This is a genomic window from uncultured Shewanella sp. (assembly GCF_947495455.1).
In the GTDB taxonomy this organism is placed as follows: domain Bacteria; phylum Pseudomonadota; class Gammaproteobacteria; order Enterobacterales; family Shewanellaceae; genus Shewanella.
Map to the genome: position 1 here is coordinate 1 of NZ_CANLZC010000054.1, position 23,689 is coordinate 23,689.

General features: G+C 33.9%; 21 protein-coding genes. All 21 read right to left on the reverse strand.

Annotated elements, in window-relative coordinates:
- Positions 1 to 91: 91 nt before the first annotated feature.
- Positions 92 to 634 (reverse strand): dTDP-4-dehydrorhamnose 3,5-epimerase, encoded by a 543-nt coding sequence (gene rfbC / locus Q0791_RS14350; protein ID WP_299007616.1) that lies wholly within the window; start codon positions 632 to 634, stop codon positions 92 to 94.
- Positions 634 to 1,524 carry a dTDP-4-dehydrorhamnose reductase gene (gene rfbD / locus Q0791_RS14355; protein ID WP_299007618.1) on the reverse strand — a complete coding sequence of 297 codons (891 nt, stop codon included), beginning with the start codon at positions 1,522 to 1,524 and terminating at the stop codon, positions 634 to 636. The genes rfbC and rfbD overlap by 1 nt, the downstream gene beginning before the upstream one ends.
- A complete protein-coding gene (locus Q0791_RS14360) occupies positions 1,512 to 2,324 on the reverse strand; it encodes a sugar nucleotidyltransferase (protein WP_299007620.1) in 813 nt (270 codons plus the stop codon). Before Q0791_RS14360 ends, rfbD begins: the two co-directional genes overlap by 13 nt.
- 7 nt (positions 2,325 to 2,331) lie before the next feature.
- Positions 2,332 to 3,474, reverse strand: coding sequence for a dTDP-glucose 4,6-dehydratase (gene rfbB / locus Q0791_RS14365; RefSeq protein WP_299007622.1), 1,143 nt, complete (start codon positions 3,472 to 3,474; stop codon positions 2,332 to 2,334).
- 336 nt (positions 3,475 to 3,810) lie between these two features.
- On the reverse strand, positions 3,811 to 4,695 hold the full coding sequence (gene galU, locus Q0791_RS14370) for a UTP--glucose-1-phosphate uridylyltransferase GalU (protein ID WP_299007624.1): 885 nt from the start codon (positions 4,693 to 4,695) through the stop codon (positions 3,811 to 3,813).
- Between the two features lie 19 nt (positions 4,696 to 4,714).
- Positions 4,715 to 6,640, reverse strand: a complete 1,926-nt coding sequence (locus tag Q0791_RS14375; RefSeq protein WP_299007627.1) for a nucleoside-diphosphate sugar epimerase/dehydratase — start codon at positions 6,638 to 6,640, stop codon at positions 4,715 to 4,717.
- Positions 6,641 to 6,731: 91 nt separating this feature from the next.
- The gene (locus Q0791_RS14380; RefSeq protein WP_299007629.1) at positions 6,732 to 7,898 is read right to left on the reverse strand and encodes a nucleotide sugar dehydrogenase; all 1,167 of its coding nucleotides are present in this window, start codon (positions 7,896 to 7,898) and stop codon (positions 6,732 to 6,734) included.
- 18 nt (positions 7,899 to 7,916) lie between these two features.
- Positions 7,917 to 8,918, reverse strand: a complete 1,002-nt coding sequence (locus Q0791_RS14385; protein WP_299007632.1) for an NAD-dependent epimerase — start codon at positions 8,916 to 8,918, stop codon at positions 7,917 to 7,919.
- Between the two features lie 13 nt (positions 8,919 to 8,931).
- Positions 8,932 to 9,480 (reverse strand): sugar transferase, encoded by a 549-nt coding sequence (locus Q0791_RS14390; protein WP_299007747.1) that lies wholly within the window; start codon positions 9,478 to 9,480, stop codon positions 8,932 to 8,934.
- Positions 9,480 to 10,391 carry an NAD-dependent epimerase/dehydratase family protein gene (locus Q0791_RS14395; RefSeq protein WP_299007634.1) on the reverse strand — a complete coding sequence of 304 codons (912 nt, stop codon included), beginning with the start codon at positions 10,389 to 10,391 and terminating at the stop codon, positions 9,480 to 9,482. Before Q0791_RS14395 ends, Q0791_RS14390 begins: the two co-directional genes overlap by 1 nt.
- A 133-nt stretch (positions 10,392 to 10,524) precedes the next feature.
- On the reverse strand, positions 10,525 to 11,643 hold the full coding sequence (locus Q0791_RS14400) for a glycosyltransferase family 4 protein (protein WP_299007636.1): 1,119 nt from the start codon (positions 11,641 to 11,643) through the stop codon (positions 10,525 to 10,527).
- A 53-nt stretch (positions 11,644 to 11,696) separates the two neighbouring features.
- A complete protein-coding gene (locus Q0791_RS14405) occupies positions 11,697 to 12,227 on the reverse strand; it encodes an acyltransferase (protein ID WP_299007639.1) in 531 nt (176 codons plus the stop codon).
- Entirely contained in the window at positions 12,228 to 13,064 is an 837-nt protein-coding gene (locus Q0791_RS14410) for a glycosyltransferase (protein WP_299007642.1), read from the reverse strand.
- A complete protein-coding gene (locus Q0791_RS14415) occupies positions 13,048 to 14,304 on the reverse strand; it encodes an O-antigen polymerase (RefSeq protein ID WP_299007645.1) in 1,257 nt (418 codons plus the stop codon). Before Q0791_RS14415 ends, Q0791_RS14410 begins: the two co-directional genes overlap by 17 nt.
- Positions 14,291 to 15,616, reverse strand: coding sequence for a hypothetical protein (locus Q0791_RS14420; RefSeq protein WP_299007648.1), 1,326 nt, complete (start codon positions 15,614 to 15,616; stop codon positions 14,291 to 14,293). The genes Q0791_RS14415 and Q0791_RS14420 overlap by 14 nt, the downstream gene beginning before the upstream one ends.
- Positions 15,582 to 16,808 carry a polysaccharide biosynthesis C-terminal domain-containing protein gene (locus Q0791_RS14425; RefSeq protein ID WP_299007650.1) on the reverse strand — a complete coding sequence of 409 codons (1,227 nt, stop codon included), beginning with the start codon at positions 16,806 to 16,808 and terminating at the stop codon, positions 15,582 to 15,584. Before Q0791_RS14425 ends, Q0791_RS14420 begins: the two co-directional genes overlap by 35 nt.
- Positions 16,801 to 17,448: a CatB-related O-acetyltransferase gene (locus Q0791_RS14430; RefSeq protein ID WP_299007652.1), complete on the reverse strand. Its 648-nt coding sequence runs from the start codon at positions 17,446 to 17,448 to the stop codon at positions 16,801 to 16,803. Before Q0791_RS14430 ends, Q0791_RS14425 begins: the two co-directional genes overlap by 8 nt.
- 30 nt (positions 17,449 to 17,478) lie before the next feature.
- Complete coding sequence (locus Q0791_RS14435; protein ID WP_299007656.1) at positions 17,479 to 18,642, reverse strand: polysaccharide pyruvyl transferase family protein; 1,164 nt, start codon at positions 18,640 to 18,642, stop codon at positions 17,479 to 17,481.
- Entirely contained in the window at positions 18,639 to 19,682 is a 1,044-nt protein-coding gene (locus Q0791_RS14440) for an N-acetylneuraminate synthase family protein (protein WP_299007659.1), read from the reverse strand. Before Q0791_RS14440 ends, Q0791_RS14435 begins: the two co-directional genes overlap by 4 nt.
- 10 nt (positions 19,683 to 19,692) lie before the next feature.
- Positions 19,693 to 21,330: a glycosyltransferase gene (locus tag Q0791_RS14445; RefSeq protein WP_299007662.1), complete on the reverse strand. Its 1,638-nt coding sequence runs from the start codon at positions 21,328 to 21,330 to the stop codon at positions 19,693 to 19,695.
- Positions 21,331 to 21,495: 165 nt separating this feature from the next.
- The gene (locus tag Q0791_RS14450; RefSeq protein ID WP_299007665.1) at positions 21,496 to 23,655 is read right to left on the reverse strand and encodes a polysaccharide biosynthesis tyrosine autokinase; all 2,160 of its coding nucleotides are present in this window, start codon (positions 23,653 to 23,655) and stop codon (positions 21,496 to 21,498) included.
- Positions 23,656 to 23,689: the final 34 nt, after the last annotated feature.

Sequence of the window (23,689 nt, forward strand, 5' to 3'; positions counted from 1 at the left end):
CATGAAAGTTCCCAAATAAAATCAACTTCCTGGGAATCACCTGTGAGTAAAAAAACTGGGGATTCATCAGTCACGGGGATAGTTAAAATAACTATATAAAAAAAGGCGCCTTCTCAAAACTCACCCCTTTTTTATCTTTCTCAGACAAAAGGGGAGCATCGCTGAAAGGCCAGTTAATATTAAGGCTGGGGTCATTCCAACACAAGCTCACCTCAGACTCACTGTGATAATAATCAGTGCATTTGTACACGCATTCTGCAATATCACTCATCACATAAAATCCATGGGCAAAGCCTTCTGGGATCCAAAGTTGACGTCGATTTTCTTCAGATAACACTTGCCCCACCCAATGCCCAAATGTGGTGGAGTCTTTTCGCATATCCACCGCCACATCAAAAATTTTTCCACTTATCACCCTGATGAGTTTCCCTTGAGTTTGCTCAGTTTGATAATGCAAACCTCTTAACACGCCACGCTGTGAACGAGAGTGGTTATCTTGAACAAATTCTCTATTGGCGACTCGATCATTAAAAATATCTTGTCGCCAGGTTTCCATAAAAAACCCCCGTTCATCGCCAAATAGCGCTGGAATAATCACTTTCACATCTTCAATTTGAGTATTAATCACTTGCATTATTGATACTGACTCTCCATACGCTGCATTATCACCTTAGGCAAGGCCTTAGACCAATCACTCATTTCGATACCAAAATTCCGCTTAATTTTGGCGCAATCCAGTGTTGAATTTGCAGGACGATTAACATTCGATGGATACTCTTGGCTTGAAATTGGCACTAAACGAGGGATTTTATCTATTATTTTGAGTGCATGTGCTTGCTTAAAAATCTGCTGAGCAAATTGATACCAAGTCACATAAGGAAAGCATGAAAAGTGATAAACGCCCCAATGACGTCTTTCTAATTGCTGACATTGCATCAAGATATGCAGGATAAGATTGGCAAGATCCCCCACATAAGTGGGCCCACCACGTTGATCATCGACAATGCTGAGTTCATCACGATCCCGTGCTAATTTTAGCATAGTACTCACAAAGTTATTGTCCTGCTCACTGAATAACCAAGCAGTACGAATAATAATGTGCTTAGGGCAAGTGTGAATGATGGCCGTTTCACCCGCGAGCTTGCTCTTACCATAAATATTTTGAGGGTAAGCGGCGTCATTTTCTTCATAAGCATGCTTATTTTCCCCGTCAAATACATAATCAGTCGACATGTGAATAAGTATCGCCCCTATATCCTTTGCGGCTTGAGCTAATAAAGCAGCCCCTTTATGATTCACATCAAAGGCTATGTCTTGTTCCGTTTCTGCTTGCTCAACGGCGGTGTAAGCGGCAGTATTAACAATGACATCAGGGCGACATTGATCCATAATATGATTAATCGCGAGCGTATTGGTAATATCGCATTCTGGTATATCGATAACATCAAGTGTAGGGCTCAATTTTAACAACCTAAAAAGGTGACTCCCTAATTGCCCCTTTTTGCCAACCACTAACACTCGCACAAGCGCACCTTATCTTTTTTTGTCGTATAAGATACCATATTTAAAATACACTGCTCCGTTTGCGCTTCAACTTGCTGAATAAAGGAAGACACCGCTTTTAACTTTTCATGGGTCCCCATATCAAACCAGCTTACATCAGGGCCCAATAATTCCATTGTTAATTCACCACATTCCAGATACATCTGAATAATGGAAGTGATTTCAAGCTCCCCCCTTTTTGATGGCATCACCCTTTTTGCAAATTCAACGACGCGCCGATCAAAGCAATAGAGCCCCGTAATAGCCATATTGGATATCGGGCAGGCAGGCTTTTCTTCAATTTCTATCACTTTGTTAAATTGATCCAAACTTGCAATACCATAATGCTGAGGGTCATCGACCTCATAGCCAAACACGGTCGCTCCAAAGCCTCTTGCTGGATTAAAAAAATTTTTGCGTGTTAACTCATTAAAAAGTGACGGGCCATAAAAGAAATTGTCACCCAATATTAAACATACGTTGTCATCACCGATAAAAGATCCTGCGATAATAAAAGACTCTGCAATCCCTTTAGGCTGCTCCTGAATAGCATACTCAAGTGATATACCAAAGCGTTTCCCATTACCCAGTAACTGCTGAAATGCTGATGCATCTTTGGGGCGGGTGATCAACAATACCTCTTTTATTCCCATTTTCACTAAAAAAGATAAGGGATAAAGTATCATTGGATTACCATTAACCAATAATAATTGCTTAGAAATAAACTGAGTCAGAGGATAAAGCCGCGTACCAGCTCCGCCTGCTAAAATAATGCCTTTCATTATTTATTCACATTGCTTTTACTGCAGTGCTGTTATTACAATCACTACTACAATCATTACTGTAATTGTTACAGCATTGATGAGAGAGTCTCTGCTCATGTAAATCAACGGGACTCACATTTGCATTTTTCATGCGATTACACCAAGCTTGATTATCCACATACCACTTAACGGTTGACCATAATCCGGCATTAAAATCTGTGGTTGGCTGCCAATTGAGTTCATTTTTGATTTTTGTAATATCGACGGCATAACGGACATCATGGCCCGCCCTATCATCAACATGACAAATTAAATCACGGTAGCATGCCAGTCCATTTGGCTTAGTCGGCACCAACTGCTCTAATATGTCGCAGATGCTATTGATCAATTCGATATTTGACTTTTCCGTTTCCCCCCCTATGTTATAGGTTTCACCGACTTTTCCTTGCCGCAAAATACGATATAAAGCTTTTACATGATCAGTGACAAAAAGCCAATCTCGCCTTTGTAATCCATTGCCATACACAGGCAGAGGCATGCCGGCAAGGGCGTTAGATACCATAAAGGGGATCAACTTTTCAGGAAATTGATAGGGTCCATAATTATTGGAACACTGGGAAAGCAACACAGGCAAACCATAGGTACGATGCCAAGCACGCACTAAATGATCGCTAGCCGCTTTTGATGCCGAATAAGGGCTACTAGGGGCATAGTTAGACACTTCAGTAAAAGGCTCGGACATTGCATCCAAATCACCATACACTTCATCGGTTGAAACATGATGGAAACGAAAGCCCTCTTTCTTATCGCTTTTTAATTGCGCCCAATAGTGTCTGCTCACTTCGAGTAAAGTAAAAGTGCCCATAATGTTAGTTTGCATAAAAGTCGCAGGCCCGTCTATTGAACGATCAACATGACTTTCCGCCGCTAGATGCATTACCGCATCAGGCTGATGAACCTCAAAAATTTCCTTCAATACGGTTCGATTACAAATATCAGCCTGAATAAAGCAATAGCGATCATTACCTTTCACTTGCTCCAAGGAACATAAATTCCCCGCATAATTCAACTTATCGACATTGATGACGCAATTTTGCGTCTCTTCAATCAAATAGCGGATAAGCTCAGAGCCGATAAAACCTGCACCGCCTGTTACTAACACTTTCATTTTCCGACCACTATACACTCAACTCATTCAATTTTAATGAATACTAAAAACCCAAAGAACCTTGAGTTTTCTTCACTTAACGCTTATCCCTCTTTAACTTCTTTCTCTTTAACTTATCTCTCTTTAATTGGACGCTAAGTCTACCTTTATCTAGGAATGAAAGCTATTAGAACACGCCTTAATGTTTCAGTCATAACATGGTGGCAATAATTAAAATAAAAAACGCATAAAAAAACGGCTAGCAATCTATCATCGCTAGCCGTTTTGTTTTTTAAGAGCACATAACATTTATCATAAAAACTTTATAATGAATGTTAGAGAATTACACATAGAGAATTACACAGATAGAATATGATTAAGCTCCGTTTTGAACTGAGCTCCTAATATCTCATCACGTAATCCATACTCAACAAAAGCTTTCATGTAACCTAACTTATCACCACAATCATGAGACTGACCAGACATATGAAACGCTTCTACATTGTCAATTTCAATTAATTTATCAATGGCGTCTGTTAATTGGATCTCATCACCCGCCCCCTTGGGCGTATTGGCCAATAAAGGCCAAATTTTACTTGATAAGACATAACGCCCCACCACAGCTAAATTAGAAGGCGCAAACTCTATGTTGGGTTTTTCAACCATAGTATTAATGATCGCGGAGCCACCTGCTTTTAAAACCACATTATTGCAATCCGCAATGCCGTATTTATGCACTTCACTCATAGGCACAGGCTCAACCATTATCTGGCTGGATTGCGTTTCTTTAAAACGAGCAATCATAGCCGCTAAATTATCCTCTGATTGATCTGCAGTATATTCATCTAAAATCACATCAGGCAGTACTACCGCAAAAGGATTATCACCAATTAAAGGTTTAGCGCACAATACTGCATGGCCTAAGCCTTTAGCTTCACCTTGGCGTACATGCATAATAGTCACATCTTGTGGGCAAATAGACTGAACTTCTGCCAACAATTGCCTTTTAACACGTTTCTCTAATGTCGACTCCAATTCATAGGAAGTATCGAAGTGATTCTCAATAGCATTTTTACTGGCATGAGTCACTAATACAATTTCTTTCACCCCCGCGTTCACACACTCATTCACTATATATTGAATAAGTGGTTTATCGACAAGGGGTAACATTTCTTTCGGAATGGCTTTGGTTGCAGGCAACATTCGAGTACCTAAACCTGCAACAGGAATAACAACTTTCATTTATTTACAACCTTGTCTATTAAGAAGCAACTAACTCTAATGGCTTTTCATCTACCTTAGTTGAACACCAAACTAAATCACCTATATTATCTGTGGGGTTAAACCCTGTTGGCGCAATCAATAGAATATCCCTAATATCTTGATGTCTTAGTTCATGGCAAGCCGAATCTAACTCATTCAATATCTTTGATAAATCCTTCCAAGATAAATGAGCTTCGTGAGCTGTCATTATACGTTCATGCTCTGTACCTGTAACGTCATCACCTATGAGTAATTCTTCATATAACTTTTCACCAGGCCTTAAGCCACTAAACTCAATTGATATTTCCCCCTCGGGGTTAGCATCATTTTTCACTTCATAACCACTGAGTCTTATCATTTTCTCAGCTAAATCGACAATTTTAACCGATGCCCCCATATCAAGAACAAAAACGTCTCCCCCTTTTCCCATGGCACCTGCTTGTATGACTAATTGCGACGCCTCTGGAATAGTCATAAAAAAACGCGTTATTTCAGGATGGGTGACAGTAACGGGGCCACCTGCTTTTATTTGTTTTCTAAAAAGAGGTACCACAGAGCCTGACGAACCTAATACATTTCCAAAACGAACCATACAAAAACGAGTAGAATGTCTTTCTTTAGCTAGCGCCTGTAGGCAAAGCTCAGCCATGCGCTTAGTTGTCCCCATTATATTGGTTGGACGTACAGCTTTATCTGTTGAAATTAATACAAAGGTTTCTACTTTCGCTTCAATGGCTGCTTTAGCTGTATGAAGTGTACCAAATACATTATTACGGATCCCTTCAACAACATTATGCTCAACAAGGGGCACATGCTTATAAGCTGCAGCATGATAGACTGTTTGGACAGAAAAAGTCTTCATCACAGTCTGAATTCTATTTTTCCCTTGCACTGAACCTAGCATAGGAAAAACATCAATAGATAAATTATGATCACTAATATAAGTCGTTAATTCTTTTTCTATTGAATATAATCCAAACTCTGATAATTCATATAAGACTAATTTATTAGGTTTAAGTTTAATAATTTGACGACACAATTCAGAGCCAATAGAGCCTCCCGCACCTGTGACCATTACCACCTTATTTTGAATATTGGCCGATAATAAATCTGCTCTTGGCGAAACAGGTTCCCTACCTAATATGTCTTCGATTTCAACTTCTTTAACATCACTATATAACTTATTCCCATCCACTAAATCTGCTGTAGCCGGAATGGTTAATACTTGTACAACCAAAGGTTCCAGAGACATTAAGATTTCTTTTCGCCTAGTGTGCGAAACTGTCGGTAAGGCAAGTAACACTTTAGTTGCGGATTTTTGGCGTATGAGCTTTCTTATAATTGAAGGTGAATGAACATGAATACCCTGAATGACACTGCCATGGGTTGCTTTATCATCATCGACAAATGCAAAAGGGTAATATTCTTTGCTCTGCATTAGCGATGTCACTAATTGCCGACCACTGACACCCGCTCCATAAATGATAACAGGCTCACCTTCCCGCTTCATACCTGAGCCCACAATGGCCCTGATAGTTAATCGAGAGCCGCCGACAAAACCTAAAGCAAATACCCCATAAATAATAGGCACAGTTCTCGGTAGACCAAATTCAGCGTAATAAGCCATAAAAATAAGGCTTATTGTCGATACGATCACACCTAATAAAATAGCCGTCAAGGCTTGAAGCCCCATGTAACGTAAAACCGCACGATATAAACCAAGTTTCGCGAAAATGAATACACTTATAGGGCAAACTAACGTAATCAATAACCAATAATCGGCATTAGTAAAAACAGAAAAAGATTCCGTTCTCACTAATAAAGCCAGCCAAAATGATAAGAATAAACTCAATGAGTCTATTGCAGTGCTCACACCTCTTTTTTGCATTCGATTTAACGAAAATAAAATTTGCAAAAAATCCATTTATAGCTCCAAAAACGAAATAATTTTTATGAATAGCTAATTTTGCGTGCAATTTTCAAGAATTTAGCAATTAGCAAAGTGAGGAATGAATTTAATCGGACCCAAATAAATCTCGCGTATAAACTTTATCACTCACATTCTGTAATTCTTCTGCCATACGGTTAGATATAATTACATCACATTTATTTTTAAACTCTTCAAGATCCCGAATGACCTGAGAATGAAAAAACTCATTCTCTTCAAGCGTAGGCTCAAAAATGACAACTTCGATTCCTTTAGCTTTGAGGCGTTTCATAATCCCTTGAATAGAGGAAGATCTAAAGTTATCTGAGCCTGACTTCATCACTAAGCGATAAACCCCGACAATGCTTGGTTCACGTTTTAAAATAGAGTCGGCAATGAAATCTTTTCTGGTCGTATTGGCATCCACAATGGCTGCTATAATATTGTTCGGAACATCGGCATAATTGGCTAATAGTTGCTTAGTATCTTTTGGTAAGCAATAGCCACCATAACCAAAAGAAGGGTTATTATAGTGCTGACCAATTCTTGGGTCTAACCCCACACCTTGAATAATTTGCTGACTATTAAGTCCATGAGATTCAGCATAAGAATCTAACTCATTAAAATAAGCCACTCGCATGGCTAAATACGTATTAGAAAATAACTTAACGGCTTCAGCTTCAGTTGAGTCAGTTAAAAGAACTTGAATGTTATCTTTTATTGCTCCTTCTACTAATAAATCAACAAAAATCTTTGCACGCTCTGAACGCTCACCGACAACAATTCTTGAAGGATGAAGATTATCGTACAATGCTCGACCTTCTCTTAAAAATTCAGGTGAAAACATAATATTCTCACACTGAAGAGATTCTTTAATTTTTGCGGTAAAACCCACTGGCACTGTGGACTTTATGACCATGACAGCATCAGGATTAATTGACATAACATCCTTAATGACCGATTCAACGGATGAAGTATTAAAATAATTTGATTCAACATCATAATCGGTTGGAGTGGCAATAATCACAAAGTCAGCATTTTTATAAGCTAACTCTTTATCTAGAGTAGCCCTTAAATTAAGATGTTTTGTCTTTAAAAAATCTTCTATTTCAACATCACTAATAGGTGATATTCTGTCATTCAATAAATCAACTTTTTCAGCAATGACATCTACTGCAATCACTTCATTATTTTGCGCCAATAATACAGCATTTGATAAACCAACGTACCCTGTCCCTGCTATAGCAATTTTCATTATTATTTAAATTCCAAACTATTTATAAAACTCTTTATACCAATTGACTAAATGAGCTACGCCTTCTTTAACTCCCACTTGAGGTTTATAAGCAACAGCATCAAATAAATCTTGAGTATCAGCATAGGTTTGATACACATCACCAGGCTGCATTCCACGAAAATTTTTCTTAGCTTCAATTCCTAGCTCAACTTCAATAGCCTCAATAAACTCCATTAAGTTGATTGGACTACCATGTCCTATATTATATATTCTATAAGGAGCAGAACTTGAAGCTGGACTTCCTTGCTCCACATTCCATTCAGCATTGCTTGAAGGAATAACATCGGCAATACGCACAACACCTTCTACAATGTCATCAATATAAGTAAAATCACGCCACATATCGCCATTATTATTAACATCTATTGGCTCGCCCTTCAATATTTTTCTAGTAAAAATAAAAGGCGCCATATCAGGTCTCCCCCAAGGACCATAAACCGTAAAAAACCTTAGTCCGGTTGTAGGAATGCCATACAAGTGTGAATATGAATGCGCCATTAACTCATTGGATTTTTTGGTCGCAGCATATAAAGATACAGGATGGTCGACAGAGTCTGATGTCGAAAATGGTGTTTTACTGTTTAATCCATATACTGAACTAGACGATGCATAAATTAAATGTTTAACATTATTATGCCTACATGCTTCAAGAATATTCAAATGCCCAACTAAATTTGAATCGGCATAGGCAATAGGGTTTTCAATCGAATAACGAACTCCTGCCTGTGCTCCTAAGTGAATTACTCTATCAAATACATGTTTTTCAAATAAAATATCTAATTCAATTTTATTTGAAAAATCCATATTAATGAATTTAAAACTTTTATTCTCAATTCGTTTTAATCTAGAATATTTTAAATTGACATCATAATAGTCATTATTATTATCTATTCCAATTACAACATGACCTTGAGAGGTTAAAATTTCTACAACCCGACTTCCAATAAAACCTGAAGCTCCTGTTACTAAGTATTTCATATTTTATATAGCCCTATTTAACTGCATCACCACTACCGCTACCAGTAGCTGTCATAACAATATATTTAAAATAGCCTTTAATCGTTAATGAATCGATCATTTTACGATCAATGCTAGCTAATAGTTCTGGTGTTGACATGTCGATATTACTTACTTGAGCCAACCCCGTGATGCCAGGTAGGACATTATAAACTCCCAGAGCCTCTCTCTCCTTAATAAGTCTATCTTGATTAAACAAATTAGGTCTAGGACCAACGAGACTCATTTCACCTTTCAGAACATTAATAAGTTGTGGCAATTCATCAATTTTAGTTTTACGTAAGAAAAAACCTAATTTAGTTATAGATGTATTACTTGCAAGATGACTAGCAACAGACTCTGTTTCAACTGACATGGTCCTAAACTTTATCAATTGAAATGGTTTTTGGTTACGACCAACACGTGTTTGAACAAAGATCGGAGAACCTGTATCGAAAGCACCTATAACTATCACAATTAACAATACTGGCCATAAAAATAAAAGGCCTAAGAAGGCCGCTAAAAAATCTAACACTCGAATCATCATTTACTCCTTGAAAGAAAGTTCATAGCCTGCTTCATTGTATATGGTGCTCTCCAACCTAGTACATGTTGAAGATTAGAAGAGTCGACTTCTAGATTACCCACCAATAGCTGTATCTTCGAAGACTTATTAATGAATAATCTACCCAAGAGCTTCATGAATATAACAGGAACAGGAATTTGAATTAATTTCTGTCCAACACCGGCAGCTATTTCATTGGTGAATTCTTTTATTGAAACCGATTCGCCATCTGATGCTAAAAAAGTATTCCCTGGAGCTTTGGGGTGACTCGCACACGTAAATAGTAAATCACATAAATTTTGCACTGAAATAAAACTACGCTTATTATTCACTAAAGCAAAAGGTAAAAATGGGATTTTATGAATTAACCGAACCAAAGAACCAAAATTTCCTGGAGCATCAGCCCCATACACTAAAGTAGGCCGAACAATAACAACTTCTATACCTGTATCCTCAGCTAAGTTATTGAGTGCAAGCTCAGCATCATACTTAGAACGCGAGAAAGCATTGTGTGGATTTGGAATTGAATTATTAGAAAATGGAGTGTCTATGGTAGTAGCTCCATTTACACCAATAGAACTAACAAAGACAAAACGTTTTACACCAGCATTTGCTGCTTCTCTAGCCAGATGTAAGGTTCCAGATACATTAACTGCCTGATAATCCTCTTCACTGAATAAATGATTATGAGCAAGACCAGCAAGATGAATTATTGTATCTATATCATTAAAAACGCCACTCCAATTAGTATTCTCATCAAGATTAGTGATTAAATGTTCTGAACCATGCCTTACTTTGTTCGAATTCCTGACAACACATCTTTTTATAGGATAGTTACTTGAAAAAAATGAACCAATAAAACCAGAACTTCCTGTTAAAAGAATGTTCATAGTATAAACCTAAAACACTGCATAACTCACACTTCCTTTAGAAATAACTAGATTGTTATCATTCATTATTTTTTATTCCATCAACTCTATAAACTATTAGAACTGAATAAAAAGTTATATACTGCTAAAGAAATCAATCCTGTAGACAAGACAAATATTTATTAATAACAATTTTTTCATCAAATTTAGCTTCAGCTTTAAAGCGACTATTATTCCCCATAACAAGACGCGTCTGAAAATCCATCTGAATAAATTTATCTAAAGCTAAAACTAAACTATCAAGACATTTCGGTTCACACAAAAAACCATTATAATTATCAGTCACAGCATCTCGACAGCCAACACTATCAGTCGTAATAATAGGCTTACCAAGTGCAGCAGCTTCAAGTAAAGAGCGCGGCACCCCTTCACGATAATAAGATGGCAAAACAATACAACTTGCTTTTTCCATTTCATTCTCGACATTATCAGAAACACCTAGATAATTAACAATACCTTCAGAGGTCCATGAATCCATTATTTCCTGAGACACCGCCGAGGGGTTATCACTCTCAATAAAACCGAGTAAAGAAAACTCAACATCAGAACCATAGCGTGACTTGAGTATTCTTGCTGCATCAACATAGTATTTTACGCCCTTGTCATAAAGCATTCTTGCAACTAATAAAAAAACAAGTTTATTACTTTTACTACTATCAACAGATATAGATGGCCTAAATCTTTCCAAATCAACACCTGAACCAGGAAGCATTTTCACTTGACTTTCTTTGCAAATCCCATGTTCCAGAAACAAATTTTTGTCATCATGATTTTGAAAAAATATTACATCTGCTTTATGCTGAGTAAATTTATACATAGTTTTAATTAACTTTGAGATGAAAGTTTCACGAATAAAAGCAACTCCTAACCCTGCAATATTATTAATGATTTTTGCATTACAAAAATACGAAGAAAATGTACTATAAATATTATTCTTAGGTGAAAAATTTAAAATATAATCTGGTTTAATCTTATAGTATATTTTGCATAATCTCATTATGACTACTAAATCACTAAAAGGGTTAGTACCAGATGCATCAATGTCTACGTTTATATATTTACAACCAAGTTCAACTAACTTTTCAGTATAAGAATCTGATTTCGTAACAATGTAAACATCAAAATCATTCTTCAATAGTGTTTTTATTAAATTGCGTCTAAAGTTATATAAAGACCACGAAACATTTGAGCTTAAAACAACTTTCGTCATCATTTTTCCTAGTAATGCACCAAAATACAAGCCATACCTAGATAAATACTATTTTATTAGCTATGCTTTAATATCAAACTATCTCTTTTTTGTATTAGTGTTGTATTGGCAGGAACGTCTTTAGTTACGACCGAACCTGCAGAAATTATAGCATTATCACCAATACTTACTCCTTTGAGTACTATAACACCACAACCTATCCAAACTCCCTCCCCCAACTTAATACCGTCCACCACAAACTCATTTCTAGACGTACGACCATTTTCCACTACATGATCATGATCGTAAAACAAAACATTTTCAGCTATCATACAACGATTACCGATAGAAATAGCTTTCTTACAATTAATACTAACCCCCCTATTTACGAATACATTACTTCCGATAATCAATTCACCACCATTTATATTAACAGAGCAATTGTTTCTAAAAGTTGTTTTTTTTCCTACAATGAAACTTCCACTCTTGATAATCACACGACTTGGCAATACACTATATAAATAATCATACTTCACAGACCCGTAATAAATAAGCTTATAAAAAAAACTAATAATAATAGAAATCAGTCTCTCAAATACTTTTACCATCTAGTTTATTCCTTTGCTAAAAACAATTTTCAAAAACAAAAAAAGTATATTTAAATCTAGATATTTAATAAATGATAGTTTAAATTTCTTATTGTTTTTCCAATATTCATATCGTAGTAAGTGAAACCTTCTTTGAGAAACAGTCATTTTGGATGAGTGTTTCTCAAAATAGTTTATGAGTCCTTTTAATTTATTATTTGAAGTTGTTATTCTAGGAGAATCATGATCTATAAACAAATTATATGTATTCTCACTAAGCCTATAGCAAACACCATAATTCTCAATCAGTCTAACCCAAAGATCTATATCTTGAGCAGAAGTTAAATTTACATCAAAACCATTTACTTTCATTAATCTATCACGTTCAACAAAAATTTGATTTCCAATACAGTTATACCATAATGCATTACACAGTGTAATAACTTTATTCTTTCCATTAAATAAGTTATAAGACTTATTTTTTCCCACTACCTTGATATCTGAGCAAAAAAAAGAGTATTTATCATCATAATAATCTACAAATTTGCTTATTCTATCAACATCAAAACTATCGTCATCATCTAACCCTGTTATAAACTTCCCACAAGCAAGCTTAATTCCTTGATTACGAGTAAAGCAAGCCCCCATATTAGTATCATTGCAACGATAAAAAATAGAAATTTTTGGATTATTAATAATAAATTGTTTTACTATGTCAGCTGTATTATCTGTTGATGCATCATCACTTACAATAATTTCAATATTGCTATAACTTTGATTAATGACTGACTCAATAGCTCGAGTAAGTAATAAACTTCTATTATGAGTACAAATAATAATGCTAACTAATGGTTTCATTAAATTTAGACCTTTTAAATTTAGATTGCAATGCTGAAAAAAAAGTAACCAATGACATTACCAATATAAAAACTTTTAATGTACCAAGACAAAATGTTATGTCTACTCTAAATGCATAAAAAACATTGTAAACTAAAAAAGGAAGCGAAAGAATTATCAGCTTACTAGGTCTGAATAAATACCTATAATTAATATAAGTTAAAAACATAAAGAAAATTATTAAAAAAGTAATAAAACCAAATATACCTGAAATAGCTATTATTTCACCATGAATAGAACTGGCAAGTCCGAAATGTATATTATGAATTTTAGCCAAGACTGCAGAATATCTAATATACTCTGTCCCTGAAATTTGTTCAAAAATTTCTCCCATACCAGGAACTATACTAAACAATCTATGAAAAAAATATCCAGTTCCAAGAGTAACTTCATTCACTATTGTCATATTAAAATTATAAGCAACGGCATTAGGATCAACAATAATTAAACTGACAATATCCAATAAACTAACATCTTTGTATATATCAACCACTATTCCAAAATCAAAATTTTTGATATATTTATATGTTAATTTAAAAATAGCCAAAAAAGCAACAACGAATAATAATAAAAACCCTTTTTTATATTGCTCCAAAAGTTTAAACTTCTTATTTCTACATGAGAATAATAAAATAGTTAAAATGGCAATCACAATATTAGATCTTGAACCAACATATAAAGAAAAAGTTAGAAGTAAAGAACAAATAACAAACATTACTGCACTTTTATTAATATAAGATAAAAGTAAAGAGCAAGTGATGAACCATATTCCTAAACCATAAATAGCAGTATTTTGAGTAGCAAGGTTAGTTTTATCCGAATTGAGTAAATTACCAATTCCAGCTATGTATATCCCTACTAAAAATATGATAGTTGAAATAGAAAAAAATAATTTGACTAATTCGCGATTCATACTATCTATCACAACGACTTTACTTTTTGATAAATAAAAATCAAAAAAAATGATATAACTAGTTAGCAGGATAAAGTATATATTTATATATAAATATGTTTCAGATGAAATTTCACCAGAATAAAGAAAACCATAGATATTAATACTGCCAACCAAAAATGGAGAAAAATAAAAAATAGAGGATAATGTTAACAGTGAAAAAATATCAAAATATCTTTTCTTAGAAAAAATATAACTCAATAATAATATGACAATAAAACATAAACTATAATAACTAAAGGAGATCATCTAACAACTCCATTACGTCAAGGTAACCACTTACATTTTCAAAATACTCAGAACCAGCCAATGGGATAATTGCTACATTACATCCCATCAGCTTTGCTTCTATCAAGGCTGTTGAAAAAACACCTATGACATACTCACTTTCATACAATAATTGATGAATATTTGTTGACTTTACTAATGTAATATTATCTATTTTTTTCAGCTTTTCAATAAATTTATTATCCACATTATACTCTGATGGATGTAACTTATATTGAATATTATATTTTTTAAAATGTGAGATATGTTCTAAAATAAATTTGGCAATTGAACTTGTATGCACACCTTGAGAAATAACTGTAATTGTCATACTTATCTTTTTACTAGTACTAATGTATTTATCCAACAAGTTTTGATATGGATAATCAACAATAGCATTTAATATTTTACAGTCGGAATGGAATGATGCACCTAAATTCCATTCATTACCCCAAATAAGCATTTGATTAGGAAATATATGATCTTCAGGTAAGTAATTGCATTGAGGAAAAGAATACCCTAAATGATATTTGCTAATAATGCCATGCTGAATCTCTCTAACATTTAATCCTATTTCTTTAGCTGCGCCGACAAAGTCCCCACGACCAGAATAAGGTGTTACTATATCAAAGCTTTTTGCATTAACTTTAGTAAGGATATACTTAATACATTTTTTTCGAAAAGTATAGCGTGAAATGTACTTTGAAAAATACTTAAGTAGATCAAATTTTAAACCTAAATTATTATAAATTTCAGACTCAATTTTTTTTACAATCTCTCTAGTATCACTATTAAACTTCGTGGGAAACAATATTGATTTTGCCCCTGCTAACGCCAACAACCAACTTAGATCAATAGCATCATTAAGATCATCATTTTTATCAAAATCCACACCATGTGGTAACCTTAAAGATAAAACTTTTGTATCCTTTATAATAGCTTTTCTTATTTTATACGTATACACATCCCTTTTTTTTCCATCCAATAGAACACTACGATCATGTTCTAAAATAACTTTTTGGTATACATTTTTAAGTTTAAATAATCCTAAAATAGATGTAACACATTTTAGAGAAAATTTAAATCGATTCAACCATTTAATTATATTAGAAGAGTTTTCAACTTTATGAGGTTGTTCAACTACACCCAATTTAGTGGCCACTTTATAATAAAGTGGCATTCTAATATATTGCCATATATATACACCTGAAATATTCAACTCAAACAGTTTGAATTCAATTTCCAACTGCCAAAAAAAATCACATAACTCTTTGATTGAAATTCTTTTTCTCACTTGAATCCTTTTTAATATTAATTACTGCACTAGTTAATAGAGCCATTATAAAATAAGAAATACTTGTCATAAGAGCAGCAGCCATTACACCATATTTAGGTATAAATAATATATTACCAGAAATGTTTACTATAGCTGCAAAAGGACTTATGTATTTTAAATAGCTTGTCTTAGCCTGACTAATGAGTACTGAAACATTTAACTGATATACTACAAAAATTAAATATGAAAATATCAGCACAGGAAGTATATCAAGAGCCAATATATACTCATTTGAAAAAAAACATGAAAATATTAAACTAATTAAAAAGTAAAAAACGATAGAAAAAATAATGAACATAGCTATAAAGTACTGTTTATATTTTAAGACCATATCCTTTTTGTTTTTATTTTTAAAATAAAATGGATTCCATGCTTTCATAAATGCATCACTAATAACCTTCATCACTATTGATAAATTAGCAGCTAACAAGTATGTAGCAACAATATCAGACTCGAGGTATTTATTTAAAATATATCTATCTGATATATTTATAACAATTAAGGATAATGAGTGAGGAATCAGCGGTAAACACAAAAAAACAACGGATTTAAAATAATTATAATCATTACAACGTATAGGATTACTAATTTTTATAAAATTAATAATCGAAAATATTGCAAAGCAGATATTTATTAATAAAACAGGTATAACCCAAGATGCCAATCCAAAATCTTCCCTCTCTGTTACTAAAAAATATACAGAAGAAAAATTTGCAATTGTATAAAAAACTTCAAAAAAAACATATTTTTTTAATAACCCCATTGTTCTAAGTAAAGATAAATATAGATTATTAAATACAATACCTCCCGCAGATAAAGCCAGTAGTAAATAATAAATTTCAAAGTTGAAAAATATGAAATATAAAAAAACACAAGCTAAAACTATTAATATTGCTATAGAACAAATAAGTACAACATTAAAAACTATCTTTGAAAAGTTTTCCTTCTCTTCATTAAAATAATACTTAGGGATTACAGCTTGAGTGCCTAAACTCATAAGAATGGAGATAAAACCCAACGACGAAATGTACAAAGATCCTTTTGCAAAATCTGCAGTTGAAAGGTGACTTGTAAGTATCGGCAATAAAAGAAATGGCGATAATTTAGAAAACACAGAAGTTGCCAAATAAACAAATGATGTTTTAATCATTAAAATCACTCAGTTCATAGTTTTTTTGGAAAAAATTAATATTTTTTCTTATTTTCTCAATAGGCCAGTTCCACCAATTTAACTCAAGTAATTCTAAAATTTGTTTTTGATTAAATCTTTTTTTTATTACTCTAGCTGGAGTACCAGCAACTATTTCAAAAGGTAAAACATCTTTAGTAACAATACTACCAGCTCCAACAACAGCCCCGTCACCGATACTAACGCCAGATAAAATAACAGCTCCTGTTCCTATCCAGACATCGTTTCCTATTCTGCACTTTTCATGTGTTAATTCATCTTTATCTGTAAACCCCATTCTTTTTACATAAGGAAAAGCACTTGTGGTTGGTCGATAAAGTTCATGATTTCTAGCATTGATCGTTACATTCCAGGATATAGAACAAAAGTTTCCTAACGTGGTGTTTGAAATATTACATCTGGATCCAATCGAAGTATAGCAACCTACCGAAGATCCAATTACTTTGGAATGAGTGCCTAGCCTAGCTCCCTCTAAAAATTTGGTTTTAGAAAGTTCTACTTTTTTATTTATTACACAAAAGCTTTCAAAACTACAATCTCTATATAAAAAACAATAAACTTTTTTTTTAATTATAGATTTTAGGGTACGGGGCAAATTCATTACTTTTCTCATTAGTGACAATTAGAGTATTTAAGGCAGTTTACTCAAAAATTGCTTTAATACAGAATAATTACTATTAATAACATTACGCGTAGAGCCAAGTTGATTAAAGTTTATCCTCTGTTGATACATTAATGTTTCTAACAACTCTTCTGGAATACCTTCATGACCCAAAATACCAGAAAAAACACCTAATTTTTTAAATACTTTTGCTATAAAGCTTGTCGATACTGTAGAAAAACCATCAATAACGACCCCACCAAAAACCCTTCTTAATGCTTTACCACGGCCATCCTCGGCAATAAGAATAGATGGCTTAGAAATACTATTCATAAAAATATGTGCATGTACTCTATAACCAACATGAATATCACAGTCCTGATAATAAGCTATCAAATTCTTGGCACTACCAGATATATCCTTCCATATAATATCATTTTTTTCTAACCAATCTATAAATTTTAAGTGTTCTTTAAGGTGCTTAGAAAATGCTCCATGTGTATTTAAAAATTCTTTCTTTGTACTGTGATGAAAAACAATTTCAAGTTTTATTTCATTATTGAGACAATATTCTTTTACTTTTAGAATTGACTCTTCCATTTGTATAAGCATTTCTTTTGAATTAATAAATGATACACCAAGTGAAAATGCCAGTTTATTTATTTTTTTAATTTCTAATTTTTCATCAAAAAAGTCATGAACATATGTTGCTGGACACCCAGTCATAAGAACATTACTAAATCCAATGTTATTAAGAACATTTTTTGTATGATAATCCCTAACACTAGACAATAAATTATCACGCTCAATTCGTTTTAATAACTTTCTCGTTGAATTGCTTAAAGGATAATTTTTTGTGTCTTCCCAATTCCCACTTAGTGATTTCCAACCAACCCCCATCATAGTAATCTTTGTTGTTATTTTTGTTAAATCTGAAACTAAAGGGTACACCTTAGGATACATATCTCGTTGAAGCGCAGGCCCCCCCATCAGAATTAAAGCTTCCGCATTATTTACTATTTGAAGTGTTTTTTCATCAAAAGCTTTCCATCCATCAATATCAATAATATCCCTATCAGGTCTTTCTATTTTTAATATTTCTTTGGCACGATATTTAATTAAAAAGTCACCAGCATTATTTTTAGAGCCGGTTAAAATGACGTAATATTTATTACTCAATTTATTTTCACTCAAACTAGAGACTCCCATTTAATCAACTCATCTTCTTTAATATCCACAACAACTTTCATTCCAACAATGTCATCCCAATGAATAGGACTAATACCATGTGCTGGTCGTTTTGCAATTAAATCATTTTCAGTGATAACCGTACCAATAGATAAATCTTTGGCAGCAACGATACTTCTTCTCGCATGTAGTCTAGCCGAGCTTTCTTTTTCAATCTCTTTATCATTTGAAGCTATCATTGTTTTATATTTTTTTGCTTTTTGCACGAATAAGGCTAGATCTTCCTTATTCATGGAATGATAATGATCATTTCCAGGTAATGATTTATCATGAGTGAAATGTTTTTCTAACACACAAGCACCTAATAACATTGATGCTTCTAATGCACTTATTGTTTCATCTGGTGCTACATGATCCGAATAACCAATAATAACATCAGGAAACACTTTACTCAGGGTTTTAATATAGCCTAGCTGAGCATTTTCTTCAGGTGTAGGATAATTCAGAACACAATGTAGTAGACAAATATCACTAGCCCCTGCGGCTTTAGCTGTCATCAAAGCAAACTCTATTTCAGGCAAAGTAGCAGCACCTGTTGACATAATCAAAGGTTTTCCCATTGACGCACACTTTCTAATTAAAGGAATGTTTGTAATATCTGCAGAAGCTATTTTAAATGCAGGCATTAATGGCGCTAGAAAATCAACAGCATCTAAATCAAATGGTGTTGACATAAAGTCAATGCCAATTTTTTTACAATGTTCAGCTAATTCAATATATTCTTTAGGCCCAAAACTATCATATTTTTGAAAAAGTTTATATTGACTATCTGTAGGTTCTTTATTTTTATCCCAATAAGCAGGGCTATTTTTAGAAGCAATTAAACCTGCCTTATATGATTGAAATTTAGCAGCATGTGCACCACCTTCAGCCGCTTGTTCTATAAGCTTTTTGGCAAGCTTCATATCTCCTTCATGATTAACGCCTATTTCAGCGATAATGTAGGGACTCAAATTATTATTGACTAAATAACCATTAATTTTCATAATACTTTCTCTATTGAATCAAAGATATCACAGCATTGATAACTCTTTGTTTACCTTTCGTAAGATCTAACGCTTTCATCTTACTAATCATTTCTTCTCTTAATTTTTTATTTGTAAATATTTCATTAAACGCTATGGATATTTCATTTTCAGAAATATCTTTTCTGTTTCCTAAATTAACAACTCCATTTTTATTTGAAGCAAAGCTATGTGTTGTCTCTCTTTCATTTTGACAAATAACAAGAGTAGGGATCTCTAACGTTGCTAACTCTAAAACAGTTCTACCTCCTGATGTTATTGCAATATCTGCATTATTCATAAAATCAGATATGCGCTTTGTTTTTTTAAACAGCTTAACATCTAATTCTGTTAATTGAGTTATAACTCTATTTAATTCAATATCATGTATAAAACCAGGACCTAAAACTATTGTGACTGATACATTATTTTCAATGCATATATTTGCAATTGAAAATAAAACTTTTGTTGTTAAGTTGCCTTCATCAACACCACCAAAAGTTAAAAGAATATTATTAATTTCAGATTTATTTTCTTTCTTTTTAATGTATAGAAATTCATCTCTGACACAAAAATATTTCTCTCCAGTCAAAACATGATCCATTTTTTTTGTTTCTGGATAAAGTGCATTAACTACTAAATCGGCTTCTAAATGACCAGAACCCAAATCTTCAAAATTGACTACTTTTATATTTTTTTTAATAAATTTTTTAATATAACTTTCATCAGTATCCAAAATATCATTAATAACCATATCAGGTGATAAACTAATTACAGTTTCAGCCAACTGACCTTTATCACAACTTATCACTTCATAATGATGAGACTGAATATACTCATAAGCCAAATTACTTTCTTTCTCACACACAAATATTAAATCATAATTAACTAATTCATGTGCAAGCATTACCGTCCTAAATGCATGTCCAAGACCTACTTCTGCATAACCCACAACAGTAAATACTATTTTTTTACGATTTAACATTGCCTCACATAAATAAAGATCTGAAAAATTATCAATATCAAAACTTCTAGATTGAGGAACTTCGACCAAACCAACATTATCGCCAATACGACTACCAGAATGAATTTGCTGCCTTGTGCATGCTATAACAGCACCTGTTTCTCTATAATTAATAGGTAACAATTGCCTGTTAACTCTTGCCTTATACATTGGTTTAGCTTTGCCATTATCAACAGTCCAACATAAATGTCTATCATCCACAACTGTTTGCACAGTATCAAATTTATTACCTTTAAACTTTTCAATAACCTTATCTATATCCGTTCGCTGAATTAATGGAGAGGTAGGTTGAACAGTTATAATAAGATCATATGTTTCATTATATTTTTGCTCTATTTTTAATAAAGCATCATAAATAACTGGCTCCAGAGGTGTTTTATCATCAGCAAGGCTTATAGGGCGCAGATAAGCCTCAGCTCCAAAACGTTCTGCAAATAAGGCTATTTCATCATCATCAGTAGAAACGATAATTTTATCTATATAAGAGGAAGCTAAACAAGCATCTATACTATAAAACAACATTGGTTTTCCCGAAACAGGGCGAAGATTTTTTCTAGGAATTCCTTTTGAGCCACCCCTTGCAGGAATGATAGCCAATACTTTCATTTAAAAACCTTAATCAAACAACTACTTTTATCAATAAAAACTACTGAACATATACAGTAAATTGTGTTACAAACCTGAAATTTGACTATGGCTGACTCCAATATAGCAGCTATAACCATTTCCAAAAGCTAAAAAATATCCTCAACCATAAGCAATTAAACTTAATTACTCATAACTATAGGCATAAACTTCATTAGCATTACGCGCTGTTTGCTCTGTGGCATTAAGCACAAAACCTTTAACGTTTATTCCCGCTTGTTCGAAACGACGATAAGCAATTTCAATTTCTTTTATTGAGCTGACACCAAAACGAGCCACCAATAAGGTAGTCCCCGCTAACGCGCCCACAATGCTGGGATCGGTTACGGCTAACACAGGCGGTGTATCAATCAGCACTATGTCATATTCTTTCGATGCCCAAGTGACAAAGTCTTCAAACCTTGGGTGCATTAACAGCTCTGACGGATTAGGCGGCACAGCTCCTCGAGTGACTAAATCTAAATTATTAATACCTGATGCTTTGACTACATTCTTAATATCAGATTTACCAGATAATAAATCGGATAATCCGTTCTCCCACTTAAGGTTAAACTGACGTTGCAAATAACCTTTGCGCATATCCGCATCGACAATTAATACTTTTTGGCCGGTTTTGGCTAAAACAGCGGCAAAGTTCACTGAAACGAAAGATTTACCAAGTCCTGGTGCAGGCCCTGAAATCATTACCACATTATTTTTCGCCTCCATCATGGCAAAATGCAGACTCGTTCTAAGCCCACGTAATGCCTCAATGGCTAAGTCAGCCGGATTAGTTTCTGCCAAAAGCGCTTCATATTCTTGATTTTTCTTCTTACGCTTAAGATGAATATCAATGCCCGCTTGCCAGCTAGACTTAGGTACACTGGCATACACAGGTAAACCAATTTGTTCAATCTGCTCAGGACTTTCAACCCCTCTATGTAAAGCCGCTCTTAGCAAGACCACAGCTACAGCAAGCATACCACCAAGTAAGGTGGCTAATAACACAACTAAGGCTTTTTTAGGCTTAATGGCGCGAGTATAAGCTTCCGCTTTATCAATAATACGCACATTACCAATAGTACTGGCTTTAACAATATTTAACTCTTGCACTCGATTAAGCAGCGTTAAATACATCTCTTGATTGACTTCAACATCCCGCGTCATACGCAAAATATCACGCTGCGTTTTTGGCAGTGCTTGAATATTTTGATTAAGCCTGTCTCGCTCTTTAAGTAAAGTTTTCCGTTTATCCATTAAAGAAATATAAGCCGGATGCTCTTTGGTAAAAAGCTGTGAGATTTCACTTTCTTTAAAAGTGAGTTCATTAAGCTGCTCTTCCAGCTTTACCATGACATCTAAATTTGACTTGGCTTCTAGCCCTAAATCGATTGAGTCATTTTCTTCTCGAAATTGATTTAATGTTTCTTCCGCTTCAACAAGTTTGGCTTTAACACTCGGTAAATGTTGCTGCAGAAAAACAAGACTGTTTTCAGCTTCAGCAGAATTTCGCGCCACATTCTGCAAAAAATAGTCTTGACTGATATCATTCAAAACAGTTTCAATTTGCGCTCGACTTTCTCCTGTGAAAGAAAGTTGTAATACGCCTGTATTTTTTCCTTTCTCAGAAACTGAAAGATTATCTTGCAGCCAAGTGATGGCATCCAGACGCGAACGCTTCTTTAATGTAAAGCTCATGCCTTCAGTACTGTTTACATCACTCACAAAAAGTCTATAATCCCCCTCTTGAGCAAGTTCTCCCATTCGACCAGTTAATATTTTATTATCATTATTATCAAACAGCTCATATGCACCTATATTTAGATCAGTAAACACCAGCTGATAACTGATAAAGTTAGCATTAAGGTATAAATGTGAAGGGATCTCAAAGCGATTAATGTCAACAGAATTGACATCGCCTAATAACCTCGCTAATCCTTTGCCTATAATTGGAAAATAGTTAGGTTTTATGACTGTGGTTAAATCCAACTTATCGACGGTTTTACCTAGCACCATTCGAGACTGTAACACTTCAATTTCTGTCGTTGCAGAAGACTCACTGCCAAACATATCCCCCATGTCACCAAAACTCGGCATGCCAGAGCTTTTTGCTTCTATTTGAATGAGAGCATCCGCCTTATAAATAGGGGTTGCTAATAAGGCATAAGCAACACCCACTAAAAAAAAGAAACAGGTGATTGCAATAATCATCCAGCGATGATCAATTAATGTGCCCAATAATTTACTTAAATCAATCTCATCATTGGATTCAGATAATTTTGTCGACATGTTCTGAGTCGAAGTCATAATACAAATGTACTCGTAAAAACAATAAAAAATA